Annotated in this window: 18 protein-coding genes and 1 pseudogene; 5 read left to right on the top strand and 14 right to left on the bottom strand. The window is 70.8% G+C overall.

The window, feature by feature from the left end:
- Positions 1–6 precede the first annotated feature (6 nt).
- Positions 7–483: a tyrosinase family oxidase copper chaperone gene (locus ACFWBQ_RS12750; protein ID WP_385487041.1), complete on the top strand. Its 477-nt coding sequence runs from the start codon at positions 7–9 to the stop codon at positions 481–483.
- Positions 484–502: 19 nt separating this feature from the next.
- Positions 503–1363, top strand: coding sequence for a tyrosinase family protein (locus ACFWBQ_RS12745; RefSeq protein ID WP_385487039.1), 861 nt, complete (start codon positions 503–505; stop codon positions 1361–1363).
- Positions 1364–1452: 89 nt separating this feature from the next.
- Here ACFWBQ_RS12745 and ACFWBQ_RS12740 read toward each other — a convergent pair whose 3' ends face one another.
- The 9 genes from ACFWBQ_RS12740 to ACFWBQ_RS12700 form a co-directional block, all read right to left on the bottom strand.
- Positions 1453–1734 carry a chaplin family protein gene (locus ACFWBQ_RS12740; RefSeq protein ID WP_385487037.1) on the bottom strand — a complete coding sequence of 94 codons (282 nt, stop codon included), beginning with the start codon at positions 1732–1734 and terminating at the stop codon, positions 1453–1455.
- A gap of 112 nt (positions 1735–1846) precedes the next feature.
- Positions 1847–3013: a GNAT family N-acetyltransferase gene (locus ACFWBQ_RS12735; RefSeq protein ID WP_385487035.1), complete on the bottom strand. Its 1167-nt coding sequence runs from the start codon at positions 3011–3013 to the stop codon at positions 1847–1849.
- On the bottom strand, positions 3010–3687 hold the full coding sequence (locus ACFWBQ_RS12730; RefSeq protein WP_385487033.1) for a lipopolysaccharide biosynthesis protein: 678 nt from the start codon (positions 3685–3687) through the stop codon (positions 3010–3012). Before ACFWBQ_RS12730 ends, ACFWBQ_RS12735 begins: the two co-directional genes overlap by 4 nt.
- Positions 3684–4850 carry a glycosyltransferase gene (locus ACFWBQ_RS12725; RefSeq protein WP_385487031.1) on the bottom strand — a complete coding sequence of 389 codons (1167 nt, stop codon included), beginning with the start codon at positions 4848–4850 and terminating at the stop codon, positions 3684–3686. The genes ACFWBQ_RS12730 and ACFWBQ_RS12725 overlap by 4 nt, the downstream gene beginning before the upstream one ends.
- Entirely contained in the window at positions 4847–5626 is a 780-nt protein-coding gene (locus ACFWBQ_RS12720; RefSeq protein WP_385487029.1) for a polysaccharide deacetylase family protein, read from the bottom strand. Before ACFWBQ_RS12720 ends, ACFWBQ_RS12725 begins: the two co-directional genes overlap by 4 nt.
- Positions 5616–7196, bottom strand: a complete 1581-nt coding sequence (locus ACFWBQ_RS12715) for a lipid II flippase MurJ (protein WP_385487191.1) — start codon at positions 7194–7196, stop codon at positions 5616–5618. Before ACFWBQ_RS12715 ends, ACFWBQ_RS12720 begins: the two co-directional genes overlap by 11 nt.
- A 62-nt stretch (positions 7197–7258) precedes the next feature.
- Positions 7259–8629, bottom strand: coding sequence for an O-antigen ligase family protein (locus ACFWBQ_RS12710; protein WP_385487027.1), 1371 nt, complete (start codon positions 8627–8629; stop codon positions 7259–7261).
- Positions 8630–8632: 3 nt separating this feature from the next.
- The gene (locus ACFWBQ_RS12705; RefSeq protein WP_385487025.1) at positions 8633–10129 is read right to left on the bottom strand and encodes an exopolysaccharide biosynthesis polyprenyl glycosylphosphotransferase; all 1497 of its coding nucleotides are present in this window, start codon (positions 10127–10129) and stop codon (positions 8633–8635) included.
- Positions 10126–11301, bottom strand: coding sequence for a glycosyltransferase family 4 protein (locus ACFWBQ_RS12700; protein ID WP_385487023.1), 1176 nt, complete (start codon positions 11299–11301; stop codon positions 10126–10128). The genes ACFWBQ_RS12705 and ACFWBQ_RS12700 overlap by 4 nt, the downstream gene beginning before the upstream one ends.
- A gap of 655 nt (positions 11302–11956) precedes the next feature.
- Here ACFWBQ_RS12700 and pgm point away from each other — a divergent pair.
- Positions 11957–13603, top strand: a complete 1647-nt coding sequence (gene pgm, locus ACFWBQ_RS12695; RefSeq protein ID WP_385487021.1) for a phosphoglucomutase (alpha-D-glucose-1,6-bisphosphate-dependent) — start codon at positions 11957–11959, stop codon at positions 13601–13603.
- 45 nt (positions 13604–13648) lie between these two features.
- Here the strand turns inward: pgm and rho are convergent, their stop codons facing one another.
- The 5 genes and pseudogenes from rho to mutA all read right to left on the bottom strand — a co-directional run bounded on the left by rho (position 13649) and on the right by mutA (position 20640).
- Positions 13649–14848 carry a transcription termination factor Rho gene (rho, locus tag ACFWBQ_RS12690; RefSeq protein ID WP_385487189.1) on the bottom strand — a complete coding sequence of 400 codons (1200 nt, stop codon included), beginning with the start codon at positions 14846–14848 and terminating at the stop codon, positions 13649–13651.
- Between the two features lie 198 nt (positions 14849–15046).
- Positions 15047–15358: pseudogene (locus ACFWBQ_RS12685) on the bottom strand (ChbG/HpnK family deacetylase); the annotation flags it as partial.
- A 139-nt stretch (positions 15359–15497) separates the two neighbouring features.
- Entirely contained in the window at positions 15498–16532 is a 1035-nt protein-coding gene (meaB, locus tag ACFWBQ_RS12680) for a methylmalonyl Co-A mutase-associated GTPase MeaB (protein WP_385487019.1), read from the bottom strand.
- 11 nt (positions 16533–16543) lie between these two features.
- Positions 16544–18784, bottom strand: a complete 2241-nt coding sequence (gene scpA / locus ACFWBQ_RS12675) for a methylmalonyl-CoA mutase (protein WP_385487017.1) — start codon at positions 18782–18784, stop codon at positions 16544–16546.
- Positions 18784–20640, bottom strand: coding sequence for a methylmalonyl-CoA mutase small subunit (gene mutA / locus ACFWBQ_RS12670; protein ID WP_385487015.1), 1857 nt, complete (start codon positions 20638–20640; stop codon positions 18784–18786). Before mutA ends, scpA begins: the two co-directional genes overlap by 1 nt.
- A 255-nt stretch (positions 20641–20895) precedes the next feature.
- On the opposite strand from mutA, the gene ACFWBQ_RS12665 reads away from it, so the two are divergent.
- Positions 20896–21426 carry a DUF6325 family protein gene (locus ACFWBQ_RS12665; RefSeq protein ID WP_385487013.1) on the top strand — a complete coding sequence of 177 codons (531 nt, stop codon included), beginning with the start codon at positions 20896–20898 and terminating at the stop codon, positions 21424–21426.
- A gap of 99 nt (positions 21427–21525) precedes the next feature.
- Positions 21526–22323 carry a tyrosine-protein phosphatase gene (locus ACFWBQ_RS12660; RefSeq protein ID WP_385487011.1) on the top strand — a complete coding sequence of 266 codons (798 nt, stop codon included), beginning with the start codon at positions 21526–21528 and terminating at the stop codon, positions 22321–22323.
- Positions 22324–22355 lie beyond the last annotated feature (32 nt).

Below are 22355 nucleotides of genomic sequence, written 5' to 3'. Positions count from 1 at the left end.
CAGATCATGGATCCGACCACCGGCACGAGCGGCGCAACGGCCGGCAGGAGGAGCCCGGCCCGCCGCGTCGTGCTGCGCGCCGCCTTCACGTCGAGCGTGATCGCCGGGACGGGCGGTGCGCTCGCGCCGATTCTCGTGGACAGCGGGGAGACCCGGGCCCGCAGCGGGGAAGGAGTGCGCTTGCCCGAGCTCGAGCGCTTCGCCGAGATGTACCGGGGCCGCGACATCCGCGGGACGGCGACGGTCATGGTGCCTGCCGGCGGGGAGGCGGACACAGGCCGGGCCGCCTCCGTGGCCGCTGTTGCGCACACGGAGGTGAGTATCGACGGCAGACCGCTGCATGTGATGAGGCGCTCCGACGGGAGCTACCTCAGTATGGTCAACCACTACGAGTCGTTCCCGACACTGCTCGAGACAGCCCGAGCGGCTGTGGACGAGATCGGCACCGCCCAGCTGGCCACAGCCTCCGCGCACACCATCTGACCCCAAAGGACGAGCACGGGTGTACAGCCGCAAGAATCAGCACGACCTCACACGCACGGAGAAGAAGCGCCTCGTAGGTGCGGTCCTGGAGCTCAAGCGCTCAGGACGGTACGACGAGTTCGTCACCCTGCACCAGAAGTACTACGTCACGGACGCCCAGAGCGGGCCACGGCCCGCCCACATGAGCCCGTCCTTCTTCCCGTGGCACCGCAAGTACCTGCTGGAGTTCGAGAATGCCCTGCAGGCCGTCGACCCAGGCGTATCGATCCCGTACTGGGACTGGACGCGGGACAGTACGCCGGCGGCTTCCCTCTGGGCGGAGGACTTCCTCGGCGGCAACGGCAGGTCCGGTGACCGGCAGGTCATGACAGGGCCGTTCGCGTACGGGGAGGGAAACTGGCGTATCAGCGCGGGGGTCACCAACGACCCCTTCCTGCGCCGGAACTTCGGCCGTCCCTCCGCACCGGTCACCCTGCCCAGCAAGGCGGACGTGGACCGGGCGCTGAGCGACCCGGTCTACGACACCGCACCGTGGAACAGTGTCAGCACCACGGGCTTCCGGAACAGAATCGAAGGCTGGGGGATCAGCGGGATACGAGGGGTGGCCAACCACAACCAGGTGCACCGCTGGATCGGTGGCTCGATGGCCGGTGCTGCATCTCCCAACGACCCGGTCTTCTGGCTGCATCACGCCTATATGGACCTGCTCTGGGCACGCTGGCAGGAGACGCACCCGCGCTCCCGCTATCTGCCGGCCCGCAGCCTCCCCGCCGACGATCCGCAGAGCAACCTGGTCTTCGCGCTCGACGAGCCGATGCCTCCCTGGGACGTGGCGCCCGCAAAGCTCCTCGATCACGCCCACCTCTACAGCTACGTCTGAGCCGGCGGGATCCGGCTGCAGGCGGCGGAAAGCGGCCGGGCCGCTCCTCTCGGCGGAGAGGAGCGGCCCGGTGGCGTGCGGCGTGGAGATCAGTGGCCGTAGCCGTGGTCACCCTTGTCGTCACGGCCGTCCGACACGTTCGCGCAGAAGTTGCCGAACGCCGGGTTGAGCAGCGCGATGACGTTCACCGTGTTGCCGCAGACGTTGACCGGGACGTGAACGGGCACCTGGACGACGTTGCCCGAACCGACACCGGGGGAGTGGGCGGCGACGGCGTCCGCTCCGGCGTCGGCGGTAGCCAGGCCGGCACCGCCGGCGATCAGGGCACCGGTACCTGCCATGACAGCGGCTACCTTCGAGATACGCGACATCTGTTCTCCTTGAGAGGTTCGAAACCGGCTGCAGAATCGCGCGGCCGGCCTGCCATGACAACGCGGAAATCGACAGACGGTAACGGATCGGATCAAAAGTCGTAATCGCTGGTTATCTCCGGCCGATGCCGGGGAGGCCTCCGGCAGGAAGAACGCTCAGCCGGCTGCGCCAGTCACGTGCGGTGGGAAAGCGGTTCTTCACGGTTTCCACGGCCCGGTCCCGCACCGCCACCTGGGACTCGCGCAGCCGGAGCAGCGGCTCCAGGGCGGAGCGCGCGAGGAGCAGGCGCTGGTTGACGACCGGAACGGGACCCCAGCCGTTCTTGTACTGCTCCGAGCCGCGCAGCAGACTCAGCACGCTCCGTCCTGTGTCCGCCGCCTGCTGTGCCGCTTCGCGCAACAGCATCGCCGTCACATCCACCTTCTTCTCCCGGAGCCCTGGATCGGCTCCGTACAGATAACCGCCGGCCAGGTGCGCGGACCTGAGCGACAGTTCGGCGGCCACCACATCGCCGTCGAGCAGGAACTCCGTCAGCGATGCCTCGCCGTCGCGGACCATCCGGCGGGTCGCACGCACCAGATGCTCGCAGAAACGCGGCCGCAGATGCTCCGGGTTGATCCCACGTCCGCGCCACTGGCGTTCGTGCAGCCGCAGCAGGGTGTCGACCGCGCCTGCCACGCGTTGCTCCGGTGCCGGGCGGCACTCGATCCCCAGAGCGTCCAGCTTGCGCAGCTTGGACCGGGCGCGCTGGGCACGCGAACCGGGCATCCGCTCGAGGAGAGCGCCGATGGGCTCGGCGGGGAGTTCCATGCAGGTCGAGTCCGTGAGCCTGCTCCTGGCACCGGACCAGTTCCCGTACAGCAGCTGGGCCGAGGCGTCGGGCCGCACCTCCCGCAGATCGATCACCGTGTGAACGGCGGCCCGTTCGAGTCCCCGCTCCAGAGCCATGACCGCGCCCTTCGCCTCCTCGTCGTCCACGAGGATGTCGAAGAAGTCGGAGATCGCACCGCCCATGGGCACCAGCAGGGGCATCGGGCGGTGTACGAGCATCAGGGGGGCCGCACCGATCAGCCGCCCGTGCCGCCGGGCCAGCACGACGCGGAGCCGGCCCGGCGTTCCGTAGGAGAGCCACCACGAGTGCAGCCAGGCGTGGCTCTGGAAGGGTGTGGAGGTCGAGCAGTGGCGGTGCAGGGCGTCCCACTCCCCGGAGAGTCCGGCGAACTCCCCCAGGTCCCGGCAGAGGGTGACGGTGAGGCGGCCATGAAGGTCGACGGTCATCGCACGAGCTCCCGTTCGTCGGCCGGGAGCGGACCGCCCGCCTGGGCAGGAGCCGTCCCCTGGGCCGGGACACTCCGGTGTCCCGGGCGGGGCCGTACGAGGAGGACCAGGCCGCCGATCAGCCCGCCCGCACTCGCGCCCACAGCGGTGCCGAGGGGCACCGAGGGCGACACCGGCTCCGGCGACGGGACTGCGTGCGAGAACTTGACGAGTTTTACCCCGGTGTCCTTGGCGACATGACCGCTGCTGACGACCACGGCCTCGGTGACCGCGTTGGCGATGTCCGCGGCCCGTCGCGGATTCTTCGACGTTCCGGTGATCGCGATCATGGGCGAGTCGGGGGAGGTCTCGGAGCGTACGTGGGTGCGCAGTTCCCGCACCGGCGCGCCCGCGGCGCCGCGGGCATAGACGAGTGTCGCCTCGCTCGTGGCCAGGCGGCCGTACGACTGGGCGTAGCCGAGCGCGGCTGCCGGATCGACGCCCTTGTCGGCAGCCACCATGGCGTAACTGGTCGCCGCGTACTCGGTCGGGGCGAGCAGCCCGTAGGAGAGCCCGGATGCCGTTCCGAGCAGGATGCAGGCGGGCAGGGGCCACCGGCGGGGCCGTGCGGACTGGGGGCGGCGTCTGCGGACCCGTCCGCGGGCGGCCGGCTGCTGCTCGGGCGACTCGGTCATGAGTGTGCTCTCCAGGTCGAGGGGGCGGTTTCGAGGGCGTGCGCGTAGACGTCCATGAGGCGCTCGCTGCTGAGCCTGATGTCGTACTGGTCCACGGCCGGGGGCGGGGGCAGTCTTCGCGCGCCGCTCTCCATCCGGTGGCGCAGCGCGGCCGTCAGCTCGTGCGTGAGATCGGCGGGAGAGGAGAGGGAGCCGGCGTCGCCGATGCGCGTGGCGCCCGGTGTCCGGTCGGCCGGGAGGTCGTCAATGGCGGGACAGGCGCTGTGCACGACGGGAAGCCCGGCGGCCAGTGCCTCGACGGCTGCCAGCCCGAAGGACTCCTCGCGGGACGCCGAGACGAAGGTGTCCATGGCCCAGAGCACGGCGGGGATCCCGGGGCCGCCCGTGTCGCCGCCCGTGTCGCACTCCCCGAGGAAACGGACCCGCCCGGCGATCTGGAGCCGGGTGGCCAGGGCTCGCAGCGATCCGCCTTCGGGGCCGTCCCCGGCCAGCACCAGCCAGGCGCCCGGGAGCGCCGCAACGGCACGGATCAGTACGTCGAAGCGCTTGCCGGGCACGAGCCTGCCGACACCCCCCACCACGAAGGCGTCGTCGGGGATACGGAGCAGCGCGCGGGTCGCACGCCGCCGGCCGCTGTCGAAGCGGAACCGTGCCGCGTCGATTCCGTTGGGCACCGTGTGGATCCGGGCGGCCGGCACGCCCCAGTCGAGCAGGCGGCCCGCGATGGTGGGGGAGACGGCGACCGTCGCCGCCCCGAGGCGCTCGGTGCGCAGATACAGAGCCCGGGTGCCGCGGGTGAGCGGCCGTCCTTCGATCTCCGAGTGCCCCAGCGAATGCTCTGTGGCGATCGTGGCGCGGGTGGTCCCGGACAGCCGGGCCGCGATCCGCCCGTAGACGCAGGCTCGGTACAGGTGTGTGTGCACGAGGTCGTACGCCCCGCGGCGGATGAGCCGGGCCAGCCTGGGCACAGCGGTGAGGTCACGGTTGCCGTTCATCCCCAGGTGCCTGACGCGGATGCCGTCGGCGCGCAGCCCCTCGGCGACAGCGCCCGGGTTGGTGAGCGTCACGACGTCGCAGGGCACCGGCAGATGACGCAGCAGCAGTCGCAGCTGCTGCTCCGCGCCGCCGACCCCGAGGCCCGTGATGATGTGCAGGGCCTTCATCGGGCCCCCCGGGTGAGGACGGGAGCGGGGGCGGCCCCCGGCCGGTGGCGCAGGCGGTGCCGTAGCTCCTTCGCCCGTAGACGGGCGCCCCGGTCGGCGTGGCTGATGTGCGTACGGGGCAGGGCGAGCGGTCCGGTGAGGGAGCCGGGACCGAGCGCGCAGCCGTAGTCGTACCCCGCGTCCCGGACCGACGACAGCACCCGCCGGTCGGCCGTGCCGTACGGATAGCAGAAGCCTGCCGGGGCGGTCCCCGTGATGCCGCGGATCGCCTCCCTGCTGCCGTGTGTCTCCAGGCGCAGCTCCTCGTCGGTCAGCGCCGTCAGATCCAGGTGTCGCATGCCGTGAGAGCCGATTTCGAACCCTGCGTCCGCGATGGCACGGATGCCGTCCTCGGACAGCAGGGGCTTCCGGGGGCCGAGCGGGTCCCATACGTTGGATCCGCCTGTCCGGCCCGGCAGGACGAACACCGTCGCCGTGAAGCCGTGCCCGAGCAGCACCGGGAGCGCTTCGTGGAGGAAGTCGGCGTACCCGTCGTCGAACGTCAGCCCTACCAGCCCGCGCCGGCCGGCGGCGTGTGCGCGCAGCAGCGCCCCGACCCCCACGCCGGTGAGGCGGCGACGCCGCAGCCAGGTCAGCTGCTGGTCCAGGCGCTCGGCGGAGACGGTGATGCCGTACGGATCGTCCGTGGGATCGCTCACCGAGTGGTAGGTGAAAATCCACGGCTGGGATCGGCAAGCGGGCGGGACGGCGGCGGGTGCGGATGTGTCAGCGGCCATGAAGGAACCTCTGTCGGGTGAGGGCCAGCAGATGAACGGCTTCGGGAGCTCTGAGGGCAAGTCCGGTGAGAAGGAACGCCGTCGGCACGAGGACACAGCCTGCCGCCAGGCTGAGCGCCGGATGGGCGATCGCGGGGGCGGTCACCCATCCCGTGGCCCCGGCCACGGCTGCCGCGGCAGCGGGCCGGCCGAGGGACACGGCGACGGCGAGGACCCGGATGGCGACCGCGCGTGAGCCGAGGCCCAGGAGCAGCAGCAGCGCGGCCGTGCTGATGCCGACGGCATTGGCCGCCGCGATGCCGTTGACGCCGAACGGGCCGGCCAGGGCCAGACCGGCCCCCGTCGTGACCAGCAGTCCGGCGCTCATCGCGCAGAACGGGTACCAGGTGGGCTTCCCGGTGGAGAAGAACGGCCGGCACAGCGTTCCGACCAGGGTGTGGCCGAGCAGCCCGAGCGCGTAGATCCGCATCACACCGGCCGTGGCCGCGGTGTCCTCGGCGTCGAAGGCGCCGCGCTGGAAAAGCACTTCGACGATCTGGTGGGCGTAGCCGAGCACCATCGACGTGCCCAGCAGAACCACTGTCCCGGCCAGCGCGAGATCGCGCTCGACCCGCCGGCGGGCGCCGTCCCGGTCCCCGGCGGCCATGGCCCGGGCGACGACCGGGAAGGTCACCGTACAGATCATCATGGACAGCACCATCGGGAGCTGCGCGACCTTCTGCGCGTAGTTGAGATGGGAGATGGCCCCGTCGGGCAGGGACGAAGCGAGGAACCGCTCGACGAACACCTGCGACTGACGGCCCACCACGAACAGCACGACGGGCGCGAGGACCGTGACACCCAGGAGCGGCGGGATGCCTTCCCGTACCGGGCGCGGCCCGTCGCCGCGCGGCACCCGCCGTAGCAGCAACAGCTTCGCGAACGTGGGCAGCTGGGTCAGGATCATCAGCACACTGCCGACGGCCACCCCGGCCGCCGCGGCGCGCACACCCCAGACGGAGTGCAGCGCGAGCGTCATACCGATGATGCCGACGTTGTAGGCGATGTAGACACCGGCCGGTTCCAGAAAGCGCCCGTGTGCCCTCAGGGCGGCGCTGAAGTACCCGGTGACGCCGAATGTGAGCACCGTGACGGCTGTCAGACGCGTGCAGTCCACGGCGAGCCCGGGATCGCTCAGACCGGGCGCCAGAACGCCGACCACCCAGGGAGCTCCCAGCACCAGCAGGGTGCCCGCGCAGGCCAGCAAGGCGAACAGCCGGGGAAAGGTGTCCGCGACAAGTGCCCGTACGGGATCGTCCGCGAGGCCGTCTCCAGCGGATCCGGCGGCGGCACGTCGGGCCAGTGCATGGCTGAAGGCAGGGACGAGCAGCAGGGCCATCCCGTCCTCGATCAGCAGCGTGGCCGCCATCTCCGGCAGGGTCCAGGCGATCAGGAACGCGTCGCTGGCATGACTTGCGCCGAAGAGCCGGGCGATGGCCTGGTCCCGAACGAGCCCCAGCAGGGCGGCGATCACGGTCAGCCCGGCGGCGCCGGCGGCCGCCCGGGCGAGGAACCGTCCCGGCCCCGACACGCCATCGGGCGTGGATGTTCCGGAGCCCTTCGCCTTCTCGGCCGTCGCCGCAGAGACTCTGCTCACGCGCCGGTCGCCCTCTCCGGCACGGCCAGCGCCCACCAGGCGGCCAGTCCGAGCACGATTCCCGTGAGTACGGTGGAAGGGCCGCCGATGTCCGCGTACAGGAAGTCGACGGTCTGCCAGGTCATCAGCCCGACTGCGGCGAGACCGCAGTCGACGGCCGCGGCTCCCCGGGACCGGGCGAGGACCAGCCTGCGCACCCCACCGGCCAGGATCACCACCCAGGTGCCCACCAGAGCGGTGAAGCCGATGAGACCCTGCTCGCTCAGGACGAGCAGATACATGTTGTGGGGGGACAGCAGCGGCTGCTTGCGGAATTCCTGCCCGGCGCCCGCGGTGTCACTGCCCGAGGAGAGGCCGATCGAGGCGTGTCCGTCGCGGTGCGCGGGGAAGCCCTTGAGGCCGACACCGGTCACGGGCTGCTCGCGCCACATGCCGCCTGCGGCGGCCCACATGGTGTACCGGTCGTTGACCGACCGGTCGGGGGCGCGCGTCACCTCGGTGATGCTGGTGAGCCGCTGCGAGATCATCTCGGACCCGACGCCGAACCCGCCGACGAGTACGACTCCGGCCGCGCACAGCAGAGCCAGCGCGCGCACGGCCTGTCGCAGCCCGGTCAGCGCGATCACGGCCAGGGCACCCGCCACCGTCGCGATCCAGGCCCCCCTGCTGAAGGACAGGGTGAGCGGAACGATCAGGAGGGCGACGGCACAGAGTGCACAAGGACGCAGCCACCGGGGCGCACCCGCGGGGGTGCCCAGCGCGTACGCGGCGGCCGCGAGCAGCCCGTAGGCGACCACCGTGGCCATGCCCATCACATCGCTGGGCCCGAACGTACCGACGGCACGGATTTCCTCGCCCATGTAGGAGGCGCCGGACCCGGTGGCGTACTGGTACACCCCGGTCGCGCCCTGGAGGAGCGCGAGCAGCACGAGCGTGCCCGTGATGATCCGGAATCCCCGGGCGTCCTGGACCAGGATGAGGACAGCAGCCGGCACCAACACGAAGATCTGCAGATACCGGACGAATCCAGGCAGTGCTGCCGCGGGGTCGGCCGCGGTGACCGTGGCCACCGCGAGGCCCACGGCCGGCAGCCCCAGAATTACGGCCGCGGCCGGAGTGAGAGGGCGCATCCGCAGGAACAGCAGACGCCCCAGGCAGACGAGCACCGCGACGCCCGAGACGAGGTCGGCCGGGGGAACGCCGTACAGGGCCCCCGGCCCCGAGCCGTCGGCCGGAACGGCCAGGAGAAGTACCGTCGCGATCAGCGGGAGCAGCGGCCATCCGTGGGCCCACCGGCGCAGGACCGGGCGCGCCGGATCGGATCGAACGACGGGTGCGGCCGGCGCGGCGGTCACGGTGTACGTCACGGTTCAGCTGCCTCCGAGCCGGAATACCGAGCCTGCCGTCCGCGCGAGGACGCATACGTCCTGCCAGAGCGACCAGGTGTCGATGTACCGGTTGTCGAAGCGGACACGGTCCTCGATCGAGGTGTCGCCGCGCAGGCCGTGCACCTGGGCCAGTCCCGTGATGCCGACGGGCATGCGGTGACGCGCCCCGTAGCCGGGGTGGATGCGGCTGAAGTGCTGCACGAAGTAGGGACGTTCCGGGCGGGGGCCGACCAGGCTCATGTCGCCGCGCACCACGTTCCACAGTTGCGGCAGCTCGTCGAGGGACGTCCGGCGGAGCGTCCTGCCGACGCGGCTCATGCGCCCGTCGGCCGACACGTTCCACCGGGTGGCGGACTCGTGGGCATCGGCCGGGCGCAGCGTGCGGAACTTCAGCAGAATGAACGGCCGTCCATGGCGTCCGACGCGCTCCTGTCTGAAGACGACTCCGGGGCCGTCACAGGCGCGTACGGCAAGTGCGCAGGCGGCCAGCAGTGGGGCCGCCGCGACCAGGGCGATCGTGGCCAGGACGGCGTCCATCGCCCGTTTGACCCGGTGGCCGGCCGGCCGGTGGCGGCCATCGTCCAGTGCGTGAGCCGCGTATCCCCACATATGGTCCGGCCTGGGCGCGGTCCGGCAGGGGGCGAGCGTCCCCTGCTCGGTGATCAGCCAAACCCGGCAGCCGTGCCGCACGAACTGTGCGAGCAGGTCGGCCCCGCCGGGCGCCGACTCGGGCGTAACTGTGAAAACGGCGTGCCGCACGGAGTTCTGGATGACCGCCCGGCCGACGTCCTGCGCGGTCGTGAGGACGGGGAGCTGAGCTTCGGCGGACGGTGCCGCACCGGGCGTGAGGACATCGCCGGACGGAGCGTCGGAGCCCACCCGGCCCACCGGCCGCAGCCCGTACTCCGTGTGCTCCTGCAGGACCGCGACGACCCGGTGTGCGAGTGGCCCGTCGCCCACGACGAGGGCTGACTGGGGGTTCCGGGCAGCGGACCGCAGCCGGGACCGGTGGACCACCGTGCGCGTGCCGCAGCTCAGCAGTGTCTGTGCGGTGATCGCGCAGGCCAGTGCCGTCCAGCCGATGCCGTAGCGGGGGTCGTACGCGCTGAGCGCCTCGGCCGTCACGTACCACTGGACCAGCGCAAGACCGAGCAGCGCAGGCAGCTCCGCCAGAACCGACGGGGACAGTCCGATCCGGTACAGCCCCCGGTAGGCGTGCAGCAGCAGCTGGGCCACGGCCTGGAGTGCGAAGACGCCCGGAGGCCACGGGAGGGGGGCCACCAACGCCATGGCAAGAGCCAGCGCAAGGCCGTCGGCGGCAACGAGCCCCGAGGGGGACCCCCACCTCCTGCGGTTCCGGGTGGCCCGCAGGGACCGGGCGTGCCCGGTACCGCCGTGCGGCGGGCGGACCGCGGAAGCCGTACGCCGTACGGCTGTTGCCTGGCCGGCTCGGGGGACCGGTGCACTCTCCGTCGTCATTGCTCGGTGCGCTTCCTCGTCGTGGGGTGGGACGGGCCGACAAGCTCCTGGTAGAGGCTCAGGACCGCTCCGGCGGTCTTTCTGACATCGAAGACCGACCGGGCATGTTCCTGCGCCGTGCTGCCCAGCTCCTTCCGCAGCACCGCGTCGGTCAGCAGAGCGGTCAGGGCAGTCGCGAGGGCTGCAGGGTCCTCGGGCGGCACGAGGCAGTGGGATGCGTGACCGGGCGGCAGGCTCTCCCTGGCTCCGCTGACGTCGGACATCAGAACGGGTGTGCCGCATGCCATCGCTTCGAGGGGGGCCAGCGCCATCCCTTCCCACCGCGACGGCAGGACCAGGACGTCCGCCGCGTGGATCCACGGCCGTACGTCCCGGCTCGCTCCTGCGAACAGCACGCCGGGAGGTGCCGCGCGCCGCAGTTCGTCGTGGCAGGGTCCGTCACCGACCAGGACGAGCCGCGCACCCTGTACCTGCGTCTGCCGCCAGGCCCGCAGCAGAACGTCCTGGCCCTTCTGCCGGCTCAGCCGCCCGACACACACGACCAGGGGAGCCCCGGCCGGGACGGTCTCCTGGAGCGGCAGGGCGGCACGGGCCGACAACGCGGCCTCCCGGCCCGCCGGACGGAAGTGGCCGAGGTCGATGCCGTTGTGGATCACGGACCAGTGAGCGGCGACGCCCGCGTGTTCACCCGCGCGGCGCTCGGATTCGCTGACGCAGAGGATGCGGTCGCTCCACCGTGCCCCGAACCGCTCCCACCTCAGGGCCAGCCGGGCGGTCCGGCCCTCCACGGCGTCGAACGACCAGGCGTGTGGCTGGAACACCGTCGGCACCCGGCCCCGGACAGCCAGCCGGCCCGCGAGCCCGGCCTTCGCGCTGTGGGCATGGATCACATCGGGCGCGTACGCCCGGATCAGACGGCTCGCGGCGACGACCTCCCGGCCCAGCCCGGGCCCCGGGGCACGCTCTGCCGACCAGGTGGACACCCGGGCTCCCGCCCCGGCCGCCCCGGACGCCAGCGATCCGCCCGGCGGGCAGACCACGACCGGTCGCAGCCCTGCACGGACCTGTGCGGTGACGAGGTCGGTCACGACCCGTGCGACTCCCCCCTCCACCGGCTGGACCAAATGGAGGACCGTCAGTTGTCTTTCCTCGGTGAAACTCTTCTGCAGCACGCACGGCTCTCTTCTCACATGCCCCCGAAGAGCCGGCTCGGGTAAGTACCGGCGGAAAGGAATATGGCGGCGGAGATAAGGGGGTAAAACCGAAGTGCACTGTGACAGACAGCGCTCGGGAAAACACGCATGACTCGCACATCAGCCGATGCGGATTGGCTCCGAGCTGATGCGGATCGGCTCCGAGCAGGAGTGATGGCACCGGATTACCGAATGCTGCGGCGTGTCATGGCCCCGCATCTCCTGCTGTTCATGACTGTGGCCCATGATGACAATGCCGTGCGTTCCTCTTGAGCGCGGCCGGTCGAGGCTGCCGCCGACGTGTCATGGAATTCTGGATACCGGAATCCGCAGATTCCTGAAGTGCCGCCACGGGCTGTCGAGTTGCTCCTGGCGGGCGAATCGGGGTCCTCGGCGAACGCAACCTGCGGTGGGCCTCTCCGTGCCGCGGCCGTCCCGTTGTGCCTTCCGCGTGAACCGGCCAATCGTCGCGAAAGTGCCCGGACGGGCACCGTGCTCCGGATGTACTGATGTCGGGCCGCGGTACCCGTGAGTGGGGCCGAAGGGGCAGTATCGGGTACAACTCGTGATGATCGTCCGCCCCGTGATGGTGGTCCGGGGCCGTGGATGCACCGACGAAGACAGAGGAGAACCGATGGTTCACGAACGGGCCGGTCAGCCGGCGCAGCCCGGAGACCTGGTGGACGTGGCACGGCTGGTGACTGCCTATTACACGGTTCACCCCGATCCGGCCGAGCCCGGCCAGCGCGTCGCGTTCGGTACCTCCGGTCATCGGGGTTCGGCCCTGGCGGCAGCCTTCAACGAGGACCACATCGCCGCCACGACGCAGGCGATCTGCGACTACCGGACCCGTCAGGGCACCGACGGGCCGCTGTTCCTCGGCGCCGACACCCATGCGCTGTCCGAACCCGCGAGGGTGACTGCCCTGGAGGTGCTGGCCGCCAACGGGGCCACCGTGCTGATCGACACCGACGACGGCTACACACCCACTCCGGCCGTGTCGCACGCCATCCTGACGTACAACCAGGACCGTGGCAGCGCTCTCGCCGACGGCATCGTGGTCACCCCGTCGCACAACCCGCCGGCCGACGGCGGCTACAAGTACAACCCGCCGCACGGCGGGCCGGCCGGCTCGGACGCCACCTCCTGGATCCAGGACCGCGCCAACACCCTGCTCGAGGGCGGGCTGAAGGAGGTCCGACGGATCCCCTACGCCCGGGCGCTCGCCGCCGACACCACAGGACGGCACGACTTTCTGACCGGGTACGTCGACGATCTCCCGGCCGTCCTGGATCTGGACGCCGTACGCGACGCGGGGATCCGGATCGGTGCGGACCCGCTCGGCGGCGCCTCGGTCGCGTACTGGGGCCGGATCGCGGAGCGCCACCGGCTCGATCTCACCGTGGTCAACCCGCTCGCGGACCCCACCTGGCGTTTCATGACGCTGGACTGGGACGGGAAGATCCGGATGGACTGCTCCTCGCCGTATGCCATGGCATCCCTGATCGAGCAGCGCGACGCGTACACCATCGCCACCGGCAACGACGCGGACGCCGACCGGCACGGCATCGTCACCCCTGACGGCGGACTGATGAACCCCAACCACTATCTGGCCGTGGCCATCCGCTATCTCTACTCCCACCGCGACGGCTGGCCCGCCGGTACCGGCATCGGCAAGACCCTCGTCTCCTCCTCCATGATCGACCGGGTTGCCGCATCCCTGGGGCGCCCGTTGGTGGAGGTGCCGGTGGGATTCAAGTGGTTCGTCGACGGACTGTTCGGCGGCACCCTGGGCTTCGGTGGCGAGGAGTCCGCCGGAGCATCCTTCCTGCGCCGCGACGGCCGGGTGTGGACCACCGACAAGGACGGCATCCTGCTGGCCCTGCTGGCCTCGGAGATCACCGCCGTCACCGGCTCCACCCCCTCCCAGCACTACGGCGAACTCACCGCCCGCTTCGGCGACCCGGCCTACGCCAGGGTCGACGCTCCCGCGACCCGTGAGGAGAAGGCGGTACTGGCCCGGCTCTCCCCGGACCAGGTCACGGCAGACACCCTGGCCGGTGAGCCCATCACCGCCGTACTCACCGAGGCGCCGGGCAACGGCGCGGCCATCGGCGGCCTGAAGGTCTGCACCGACAGTGCCTGGTTCGCGGCCCGTCCCTCCGGTACGGAGGACGTGTACAAGGTCTACGCCGAGAGCTTCCAGGGCGCCGGACACCTGGCCAGGGTCCAGGACGAGGCGCGCACCCTGGTCGCCGAGGCGCTGGGCGGAACGGGCTGATCCGGAGCCGCGGCGGCCGTGACCGGAGTGTCGTGAGCGGAGCTGTTACGCGCCGGGAACGGTGTGCTGGACCTGCCGGAGGAAAGTGGCGTTGTCCGGGGTCATACGGACCTTGTCCAGCAGTACTTCCAGGGTGGCCTGCCCGTCCCTGGACTGCAGGGCGCGGCGCAGTCCCCGTACGGCGGCCAGTTCCGGTGCGGGCAGCAGAAGTTCTTCGCGGCGGGTGCCGGACGGCGTGATGTCGACAGCGGGGAAGATCCGCCTGTCGGCCAGCCGGCGGTCCAGCCGCAGTTCCATGTTGCCGGTGCTCTTCAGCTCCTCGAAGAAGTAGTCGTCGGCGCGGGATCCGGTGTCCACCAGTGCGGTCGCCAGGATGGTCAGCGAACCGCCCTCCTCGGCCAGGCGTGCCGCCCCGAACAGCTTCTTCGGGCCGATGAGGGCCGAGACGTCGACGCCACCGCTCAGGGTGCGTCCGCCCGCCCCGGCGGCGTTGTTGTGGGCCCGGCACAGCCGGGTCAGGGAGTCGAGGAGGATCACGACGTCCCGGCCCTGCTCCACGAGCCGCTTGGCCCGTTCCACGGCGAGGTCCGCGAGCGCGATGTGCTCCTTCGCAGGCCGGTCGAAGGTGGAGGCGTACACCTCGCCGCGTACGGAGCGGCGCATGTCCGTGACCTCCTCGGGGCGTTCGTCCAGGAGGACGACCATGAGATGGCATTCGGGGTGGTTGATGGCGACGGCTGCGGCGAGCTGCTGCAGCAGCACGGTCTTGCCGGTCTTCGGCGGCGCGACGATGAGGCCGCGCTGCCCCTTGCCGACAGGGGAGATGAGGTCGACGATGCGCGTGGCAGGTCCGCCGTCCGGCGTCTCCAGGCGCAGCCGCTCCCGGGGGTGGAGAGGGGTGAGGTCGCGGAAGTGCGGCCGGCCCCGAAGTTCCTGTGCCGCACGGCCGTTGACCGAGTCGATCCGGGACAACGCACGCGGCCGTTCGCAGGTTCCTCCGACGACGTCGCCCTTGCGCAGGCCGTACTGCCGGATGAGTGAGGGCGACACCTGGATGTCACCGGGGGAGGGATGGCCGCCGTCGGTGCGCAGCACGCCATGTCCGTTGTTCGTGGTGTCGAGGACACCTGCGGTGCGGACGGGCTGATTCTGCTGCGTGACGGGGCGTTCGAGTGTGCTGGTCATGAGTGGGTCCTTTCGCGGACATGGCGAATGAGAAGTCCGGCGAAGCGGAGGCGGCGGAATCACGCCCCGTGTGACGGGCAGAAAGGCCCGGACCGGACAGGAGAAGTGGTGCGGAGAAGCTGGATCGCCGGCCACTCGAGGGCGGGCGCAACAGCGGGAGTGAGAGAAAACAGCACCGGCGCCCAATTCGGGGCGTACACACGTGCTGATCGCACCGTAGCACACGCAGGGAGGGGTAAGGGAAGAGGGCGGCCCGGTTCAGCTCGCGCCGCCGGTGCTGGACCGGACCCGCTGGATCGTGCGGTGGTCGCTCACCACGGTTGCCTCCTGCCGCAGGATCCCGCGCGCCGCGGGCGAGGTGAGGACGTCGTAGTCCATGCTGCGCACCTGCCGGCCGCCGTCGATGGCCCGGGACGCCTCGTTGCCCGGCCCCGGATGCACGGGGTGGATCCCGAACGGGATCTCCGGCCGCTCCCGGAGCAGACGCATGCCGTGCAGCGCCCATGGGCACGGAACCATGAGGCTGCACGAGGCCGCGATGCCGTTCTCGATCGACGCGATCACGGCGGAGTCGACCGCGTGCTACATCCCGAAGTCGTCGCAGTTGACGATGAGCACCCAGGCATCGGGCGCGAAGCCGAGAAGTTCACTGGAACGGGTCGTGGGTGCGGTGTCAGCGGTCACCGCACCCACCCTGCGTGACCGGCGCTCAGCCGTCTACCGGTTTCCTGCCGCCGGCCGTGTCCGGCGTATCCACCGCATCCCCGCGGAATGCTCCGAGGATCTGCTCGGCGGCCAGGGTGGCCGTCAACTCGCCTCCGCGTACCCGCTGTTCGAGCTCCGGGGCGAGCGCACGCACCGCCGGATGGCTGCGCAGACTGTCCAACAGCTCGTCGCGGACCATCGTCCACGTCCAGTCCACCTGCTGCTCGCGGCGCTTGGCGGTGAGCCGCCCGGTGGTGTCCAGGAGCGTACGGTGCTGCTCCAGCCGCTCCCACAGCGCGTCCAGACCGGTCGATTCCCGGGCGCTGCAGGTCAGTACCGGTGGAGTCCATGCCGCGTCCACCGGGTGCATCAGCCGCAGGGCGCCCGCCAGTTCACGTGCCGCCGAGCGGGCATCGCGCTCGTGGGGGCCGTCGGCCTTGTTGACCGCGATGGCGTCCGCCAGCTCCAGGACGCCCTTCTTGATGCCCTGCAGCTGGTCGCCGGTACGGGCGAGCGTGAGCAGCAGGAACGTGTCGACCATGTTGGCGACCGCCGTCTCCGACTGCCCGACCCCGACCGTCTCCACCAGCACCACGTCATAGCCCGCCGCCTCCATCACCACGATGGACTCACGGGTCGCCTTGGCCACCCCGCCGAGCGTCCCCGCGGTGGGGGAGGGGCGTACGAACGCCCGGGCGTCCACCGCCAGCCGTTCCATCCGGGTCTTGTCGCCCAGGATGGAACCGCCCGTACGACTGGACGACGGGTCCACGGCCAGCACGGCGACCCGGTGCCCGAGCCCCGTCAGCATGGTGCCGAGCGCATCGATGAACGTGGACTTCCCCACGCCGGGCACCCCGCTGATCCCGATGCGCCTGGCCCGCCCGGAACGGGGCAGCAGCTCGCTCAGCAACCGCTGCGCGAGCACCCGGTGATCGGGGCGGGTCGACTCGACGAGAGTGATCGCGCGCGCCACCAACGCACGCTTCCCGTCGAGCACACCCTTGACGTATGCGTCGACGTCGATGTTCGGAGGCATCCGTCAGCGGCTCACAGCTCGTGGCCGAGCGCGGCACCGAGCCGCGTGACCAGGTCGTGGGCGGCGTCCGGGATCACGGTGCCGGGCGGGAACACCGCGGCGGCACCCGCCTCGTGCAGCGCCTCGATGTCCTGCGGCGGAATCACCCCGCCCACCACGATCATGATGTCCTCCCGGCCCTCCGCGGCCAGTTCTTCACGGAGCGCCGGTACCAGCGTGAGGTGCCCGGCGGCCAGCGACGAGACGCCCACGATATGCACGTCCGCCTCGACCGCCTGCCGGGCGACCTCGCCCGGCGTCTGGAACAGCGGGCCGACGTCGACGTCGAATCCCAGGTCGGCGAAGGCCGTCGCGATCACCTTCTGGCCGCGGTCGTGGCCGTCCTGGCCCATCTTCGCGACCAGGATGCGCGGACGCCGTCCCTCGGCTTCCTCGAAGTCGTCGACCAGCGTGCGGGTACGGTCCACGGACGGGGACTCTCCTGCCTCTTTGCGGTACACGCCGGAGATCGTACGGATCTGGCCCGCGTGCCTTCCGTACACCTTCTCCAGAGCGTCCGAGATCTCGCCGACCGTGGCCATCGCCCGTGCCGCCTCGACCGCCAGCGCCAGCAGATTGCCCTCGAGGCCCGGCCCCGGGTCCCGCTCGGCCGCCGCCGTCAGTGCGCGCAGGGCGTCCTGGCAGGCCACCTCGTCGCGCTCCTCGCGCAGCCGCCGGAGCTTTTCGATCTGCTGGGTGCGCACCGAGGAGTTGTCGACCTTGAGCACGTCGATCTTCTCGTCGGTCTCCACCCGGTACTTGTTGACCCCGATGACCGGCTGGCGCCCGGCGTCGATGCGTGCCTGCGTACGGGCCGCGGCCTCCTCGATCCGGAGCTTCGGGATGCCCGCGTCGATGGCCTTCGCCATGCCGCCGGCCGCCTCCACCTCCTCGATGTGCTGCCAGGCCCGCCGCGCCAGGTCGTACGTCAGCTTCTCCACGTACGCGCTGCCGCCCCACGGGTCGATGACCCGTCCGGTGCCGGACTCCTGCTGGAGCAGCAGCTGGGTGTTACGCGCGATCCGCGCCGAGAAGTCCGTCGGCAGGGCGAGCGCCTCGTCCAGGGCGTTGGTGTGCAGCGACTGGGTGTGGCCCTGGGTGGCCGCCATCGCCTCCACACACGTGCGCGTGACGTTGTTGAAGACGTCCTGCGCGGTCAGCGACCATCCGGATGTCTGTGAATGGGTGCGCAACGACAGTGACTTGGCGTTCTTCGGCTCGAACTCCTTCACCAGCTTGGCCCACAGCAGCCGGGCCGCGCGCAGCTTCGCGATCTCCATGAAGAAGTTCATGCCGATCGCCCAGAAGAACGAGAGCCGGGGCGCGAACGCGTCCACGTCGAGACCGGCGTCGCGACCCGCCCGCAGGTACTCCACACCGTCGGCCAGCGTGTAGGCCAGCTCCAGATCGGCCGTCGCCCCCGCCTCCTGGATGTGGTAGCCGGAGATGGAGATGGAGTTGTAGCGCGGCATCTTCTGAGAGGTGAACGAAAAGATGTCGGAGATGATCCGCATCGAGGGCCCGGGCGGATAGATGTAGGTGTTGCGGACCATGAACTCCTTGAGGATGTCGTTCTGAATGGTCCCGGCCAGCTTCTCCGGTGCGACGCCCTGTTCCTCGGCGGCCACGATGTACAGCGCGAGTACGGGCAGCACCGCGCCGTTCATCGTCATGGAGACCGACATCTTGTCCAGCGGGATGCCGTCGAAGAGCTGGCGCATGTCGTAGATCGAGTCGATCGCCACGCCCGCCATGCCGACATCACCCGTCACCCGGGGATGGTCGCTGTCGTAGCCGCGGTGGGTGGGCAGGTCGAACGCGACGGAGAGACCCTTCTGCCCGGCTGCCAGATTGCGCCGGTAGAAGGCGTTGGACTCCTCGGCCGTGGAGAATCCCGCGTACTGCCGGATGGTCCACGGCTGGTTGACGTACATCGTGGGGTACGGGCCGCGCAGATACGGGGCGATGCCCGGGTAGGTCTCCAGGAAGTCGAGGCCTTCCAGGTCCTGCCCGGTGTACAGCGGCTTGACCGCGATGCCCTCGGGTGTTTCCCAGAGCAGCTCGTCCTCGGACCTGCCGGTCGACTCCTTCACCGCGGCACGCCACTGGTCGGCGGACACCTCGGCGGGGGTGTCGGCGGTCAGTGCGACATCGGAGAAGTCCGGGACCGGGGTTCCCGCAGCAGGGGTCCCGGAGGTCTCGGTGGTCTGCATCACGCCACTCCCATGCGGTCGAGTACGGAGGAGAGGACGGCGACCACATCGCAGCCCGCGAACACATGACCGTCGACGTCGGTGTACTCGCCGGGCCGGCCGGCGAGGAGGACCTGCTGTGCTCCGGCGGAGGCGAGAGCCCCGGCGACAGCGCCCGCGTGCTCGGCGTAGAGCGCGTCGGAGGAGCACAGGCAGGCGATCGTCGCACCGCTGGCGGTGAAGGCACCGGCCGCGGTCGTCGCGTCCACGGAAGCAGGGTCGTGGACGGGTTCGATACCGCCCGCAACGAAGAGATTGGCCGCGAAGGACGCCCGCGCCGTGTGCACCGAGGCCGGGCCGAGTGCTGCGAGGAACACCTTCGGGCGACTGCCCGTGGCGGCCAGATGGCGGTCCGACCGGGCCCGCAGGGCCTCGAACGCCTCGTCGCGGCGGACCTTCGGAAGGCCGCCGGCCGAAGGGACAGCGGGGTGGGACTCGCGCTCCACGGGCCGCTCGGTCAGGGTCGGGAACTCGCTGACCCCCGTCACCGGCTCCTTGCGCCGCGCCAGGTCCTTGCTGCGGGCTGCCCAGGTGGCGGCGAGACGCTCTTCGACCATGCCGGAGCGCAGTGCGGCGGCCTGGCCGCCCGCCCGCTCGACCGTCTGGAAGAACGACCAGGCTGCGGCGGCGAGTTCATCGGTCAGCCGCTCCACGTACCAGGAACCGCCCGCCGGGTCGATGACCCGGGCCAGATGCGACTCCTCCATCAGGATCGTCGACGTGTTCCTGGCGATGCGCCGGGCGAACGCGTCCGGCAGACCCAGTGCGTGATCGAAGGGCAGTACGGTGACGGAGTCGGCCCCGCCGACCCCCGCACCCAGACAAGCGAGCGTCGTCCGCAGCATGTTCACCCACGGATCGCGGCGGGTCATCATCACGGGCGAGGTCACGGCGTGCTGCTGCTGCGCACCTGCCGCAGTGGTGCCGCACACCTCGGCGACCCGGGCCCACAGCCGTCGTGCGGCCCGCAGCTTCGCGATCGTCAGGAACTGGTCGGCCGTCGCCGCGTACCGGAACTCCAGCTGCGCACAGGCCTCCTCGACCGAGGCTCCCGCCCCGGTCAGCGCCCGCAGATAGGCGACGCCCGTCGCCAGCGAGAGCCCCAGCTCCTCGGCGGCCGAGCCGCCTGCCTCGTGGTACGGCAGCGCGTCCACGGTCAGCGTGCGCAGCCCCGGATACTCACGGCCGCACAGCCGCGCCCAGTGGACGGCGGCCGTCAGGTCCGGCTCACCGCCGGTACGGGCCGCGTGGCCGAGCGGGTCAGCGCCGAGGCTGCCACGCGCGGCGGTCTTCGCAACGCCCCGCGACTCGTAGAGCGCCAGCAACTCCCGTACCGCAGGCTCGAAGTCGCTGCCGGCGTCGAGCGCGACGGGTGCGAGATCGAGATAGACACCGTCGAGCGCTCGGGCGAGGCCGGCGACCGGAACCCCGTCGGGCCCGCCCACGGCCAGCCACACGGAGGTGACGCCGTTCTCCAGGTCGCCGAGCACGGCCTCGTTCAGGCGCACGGGGTCCGTCAGCGCGTGGCGTTGCCGTACGTCCCAGCCGCCCGAAATGTTGCCTGCGGCCCTGTTGCCCCGGGTGAAGGGGGCAAAGCCGGGGAATCCGGGGTCGGCTGATACGTCGTGGGAGGTGTACAGGGGGCGGGCGGTGAGCCCGTCCCCGAGCGCGGTGGACAGCGCTTCCTCGGCGGCCGTGCCCGTGACTTCCTTGCCAGACTTGCGCAGTACGCCTTCGACAAGGCTCTGCCACTGATCATGGGAGGGGTCAGGGAACTCGGCGGCCAGAGAGAGCCCGTCAGCAGGCAGGACCGTCATGCTCAGATGCTAGGTCAGCGCTCTGACGAGCAGCAGTGGCACCGGCTGTGACCTTGCCCTCTCCGGAACGCACTTGATCCTTTACGGACCGTCGCGTATCCGTCGTCCGGGGACGAGTGGGTCCGGTCCGGCCTCACTCCTCAATGATGGGTCATGGGGTTATTGGGCTCACTTAAGCGTGAAGTTTCACAGTGCGTCACGGAATGCCCGAAGTTATGCTTCTGGCATTCCAGCACCGCAGGAAAGGGGCGCGTCGTGGCCGTGGGACCCGTGGAGTACCTCGTCGTCGTCTTTCCCGGCAGCAGTCTCACCGGCCCGATGGCGTCGGCTCTGGCCGACGCGGTCGCGTCGGAGGCGGTGCGGGTCCTCGATCTGGCCTTCGTCCACCGCGGTGAGGGCGGCACGCTCGCCTTCAAGGAGCTGCGGGATGTCGACCTCGACGGGCTGGTGTCGTTCGAGCCGGCCGCCGGTGAGGTGGCCGGGCTGTCCGCCGTCAAGAACATCGACGCACTCGGCCGGAACGTGCCGCCGGGGAGCTCGGCCGCGCTGATCGTCCGTGAGGACCTCTGGGCGGTTCCCCTCACCCGTGCGGTCCAAGCGGCCGGGGGTCAGCTCGTGGCGCATGAGCGCCTGGGCGCAGAAGGGGATGCGGAGGTGGCGGGGGAGCCCACGGGCGGCGGGGACGACGTCATCACCCTGCTCGAGCGGCTTGCGGAGCTGAGGAAGCAGAACGTGCTGTCCGACGCCGAGTTCGCGGCGCAGAAGACGAGGATCCTCGCCGACTGATACCCCCGCCGGTACCCGGCGTTTTCCTTTGTCGATTTTCGCGCTCCATGCGACGTTGATCCTGACCTGTGGAGTTCGTCGGGAAAGAGGCAGTTCATCGTGCAGACCGCCCGGGCCGTCCCGGCCGCCACCGTCGTCAACCTGCGCGATCTGGGTGGTATCGCCCTGGGGCGAGACCGCCGCCTGCGACAGGGAATCCTTCTGCGCTCGGGCCAGCTGAGCGAATTCGACCCGGAGCACGACATGGCGGTGGCCGCACTCGGTATCCGTACCGTCGTCGACCTCCGCACCGCCGACGAACGAAAGTGGGCGCCCGACCGGCTGCCGCCGGGCGCCAGGCTGTTCGTCGCCGATGTCCTCGGCGACAATCCGGGCATCGCCCCGGCCCGGCTCAGGGCGCTGCTCTGCGACCCGGACGGAGCAGCGGCCGCACTCGGTGGCGGCAGGGCGGAGGAACTGTTCGCCCAGACCTACCGGAAGATGGTTCTGTCGCCGGGTGCGGCGGCCGCGTACCGCGCCTTCGTGGAGACGGTCGCGGACCCGCGGGCGAGACCGCTGCTCTTCCACTGCGCGACCGGCAAGGACCGCACGGGCTGGGCTGCCGCGCTCCTCCTGCTGGTCGCGGGAGCGCCCCGTGAGGTCGTACGGGCGGAGTTCCTGGCCGTGAACCGCGCGGTCCGGGCCGCTTTCGGGCCGCTGGTGCAGCGTTTCCTCGACGAGGGCGGTGACCCGGACATCGCCTCCGCGGTCATCGACGCCCGGCCCCGCTACCTGGAGGTGGCCCTGGACGCCATGGACGAGCGCTGGGGAGGCCTCGACGGCTATCTGCGCGACGGGCTGCGGGTGTCCCCGGCGGTGGTGGAGCGGTTGCGCGCCGACCTGGCAGTACCGGTCTGACACGTGGCGCGGCCCGGTGCGACGTCCTCGAA

Origin of the sequence: Streptomyces sp. NPDC060035 (assembly GCF_042736635.1) — a bacterium.
Lineage (GTDB): Bacteria > Actinomycetota > Actinomycetes > Streptomycetales > Streptomycetaceae > Streptomyces.
The sequence above is the reverse complement of the archived record's forward strand: the minus strand, read 5'-3'. Positions and strand labels throughout refer to the sequence as shown.

Excerpts from the sequence above, each read along its gene's own strand:
- meaB (WP_385487019.1), bottom strand. The coding sequence starts at position 16,532 with ATGCCTCCGAACATCGACGTCGACGCATACGTCAAGGGTGTGCTCGAC.
- scpA (WP_385487017.1), bottom strand. The coding sequence starts at position 18,784 with ATGCAGACCACCGAGACCTCCGGGACCCCTGCTGCGGGAACCCCGGTC.
- ACFWBQ_RS12735 (WP_385487035.1), bottom strand. The coding sequence starts at position 3,013 with ATGACCGTCGACCTTCATGGCCGCCTCACCGTCACCCTCTGCCGGGAC.
- ACFWBQ_RS12750 (WP_385487041.1), top strand. The coding sequence starts at position 7 with ATGGATCCGACCACCGGCACGAGCGGCGCAACGGCCGGCAGGAGGAGC.
- pgm (WP_385487021.1), top strand. The coding sequence starts at position 11,957 with ATGGTTCACGAACGGGCCGGTCAGCCGGCGCAGCCCGGAGACCTGGTG.
- mutA (WP_385487015.1), bottom strand. The coding sequence starts at position 20,640 with ATGACGGTCCTGCCTGCTGACGGGCTCTCTCTGGCCGCCGAGTTCCCT.
- ACFWBQ_RS12730 (WP_385487033.1), bottom strand. The coding sequence starts at position 3,687 with ATGACCGAGTCGCCCGAGCAGCAGCCGGCCGCCCGCGGACGGGTCCGC.
- ACFWBQ_RS12720 (WP_385487029.1), bottom strand. The coding sequence starts at position 5,626 with ATGGCCGCTGACACATCCGCACCCGCCGCCGTCCCGCCCGCTTGCCGA.
- ACFWBQ_RS12725 (WP_385487031.1), bottom strand. The coding sequence starts at position 4,850 with ATGAAGGCCCTGCACATCATCACGGGCCTCGGGGTCGGCGGCGCGGAG.
- ACFWBQ_RS12740 (WP_385487037.1), bottom strand. The coding sequence starts at position 1,734 with ATGTCGCGTATCTCGAAGGTAGCCGCTGTCATGGCAGGTACCGGTGCC.
- ACFWBQ_RS12705 (WP_385487025.1), bottom strand. The coding sequence starts at position 10,129 with ATGACGACGGAGAGTGCACCGGTCCCCCGAGCCGGCCAGGCAACAGCC.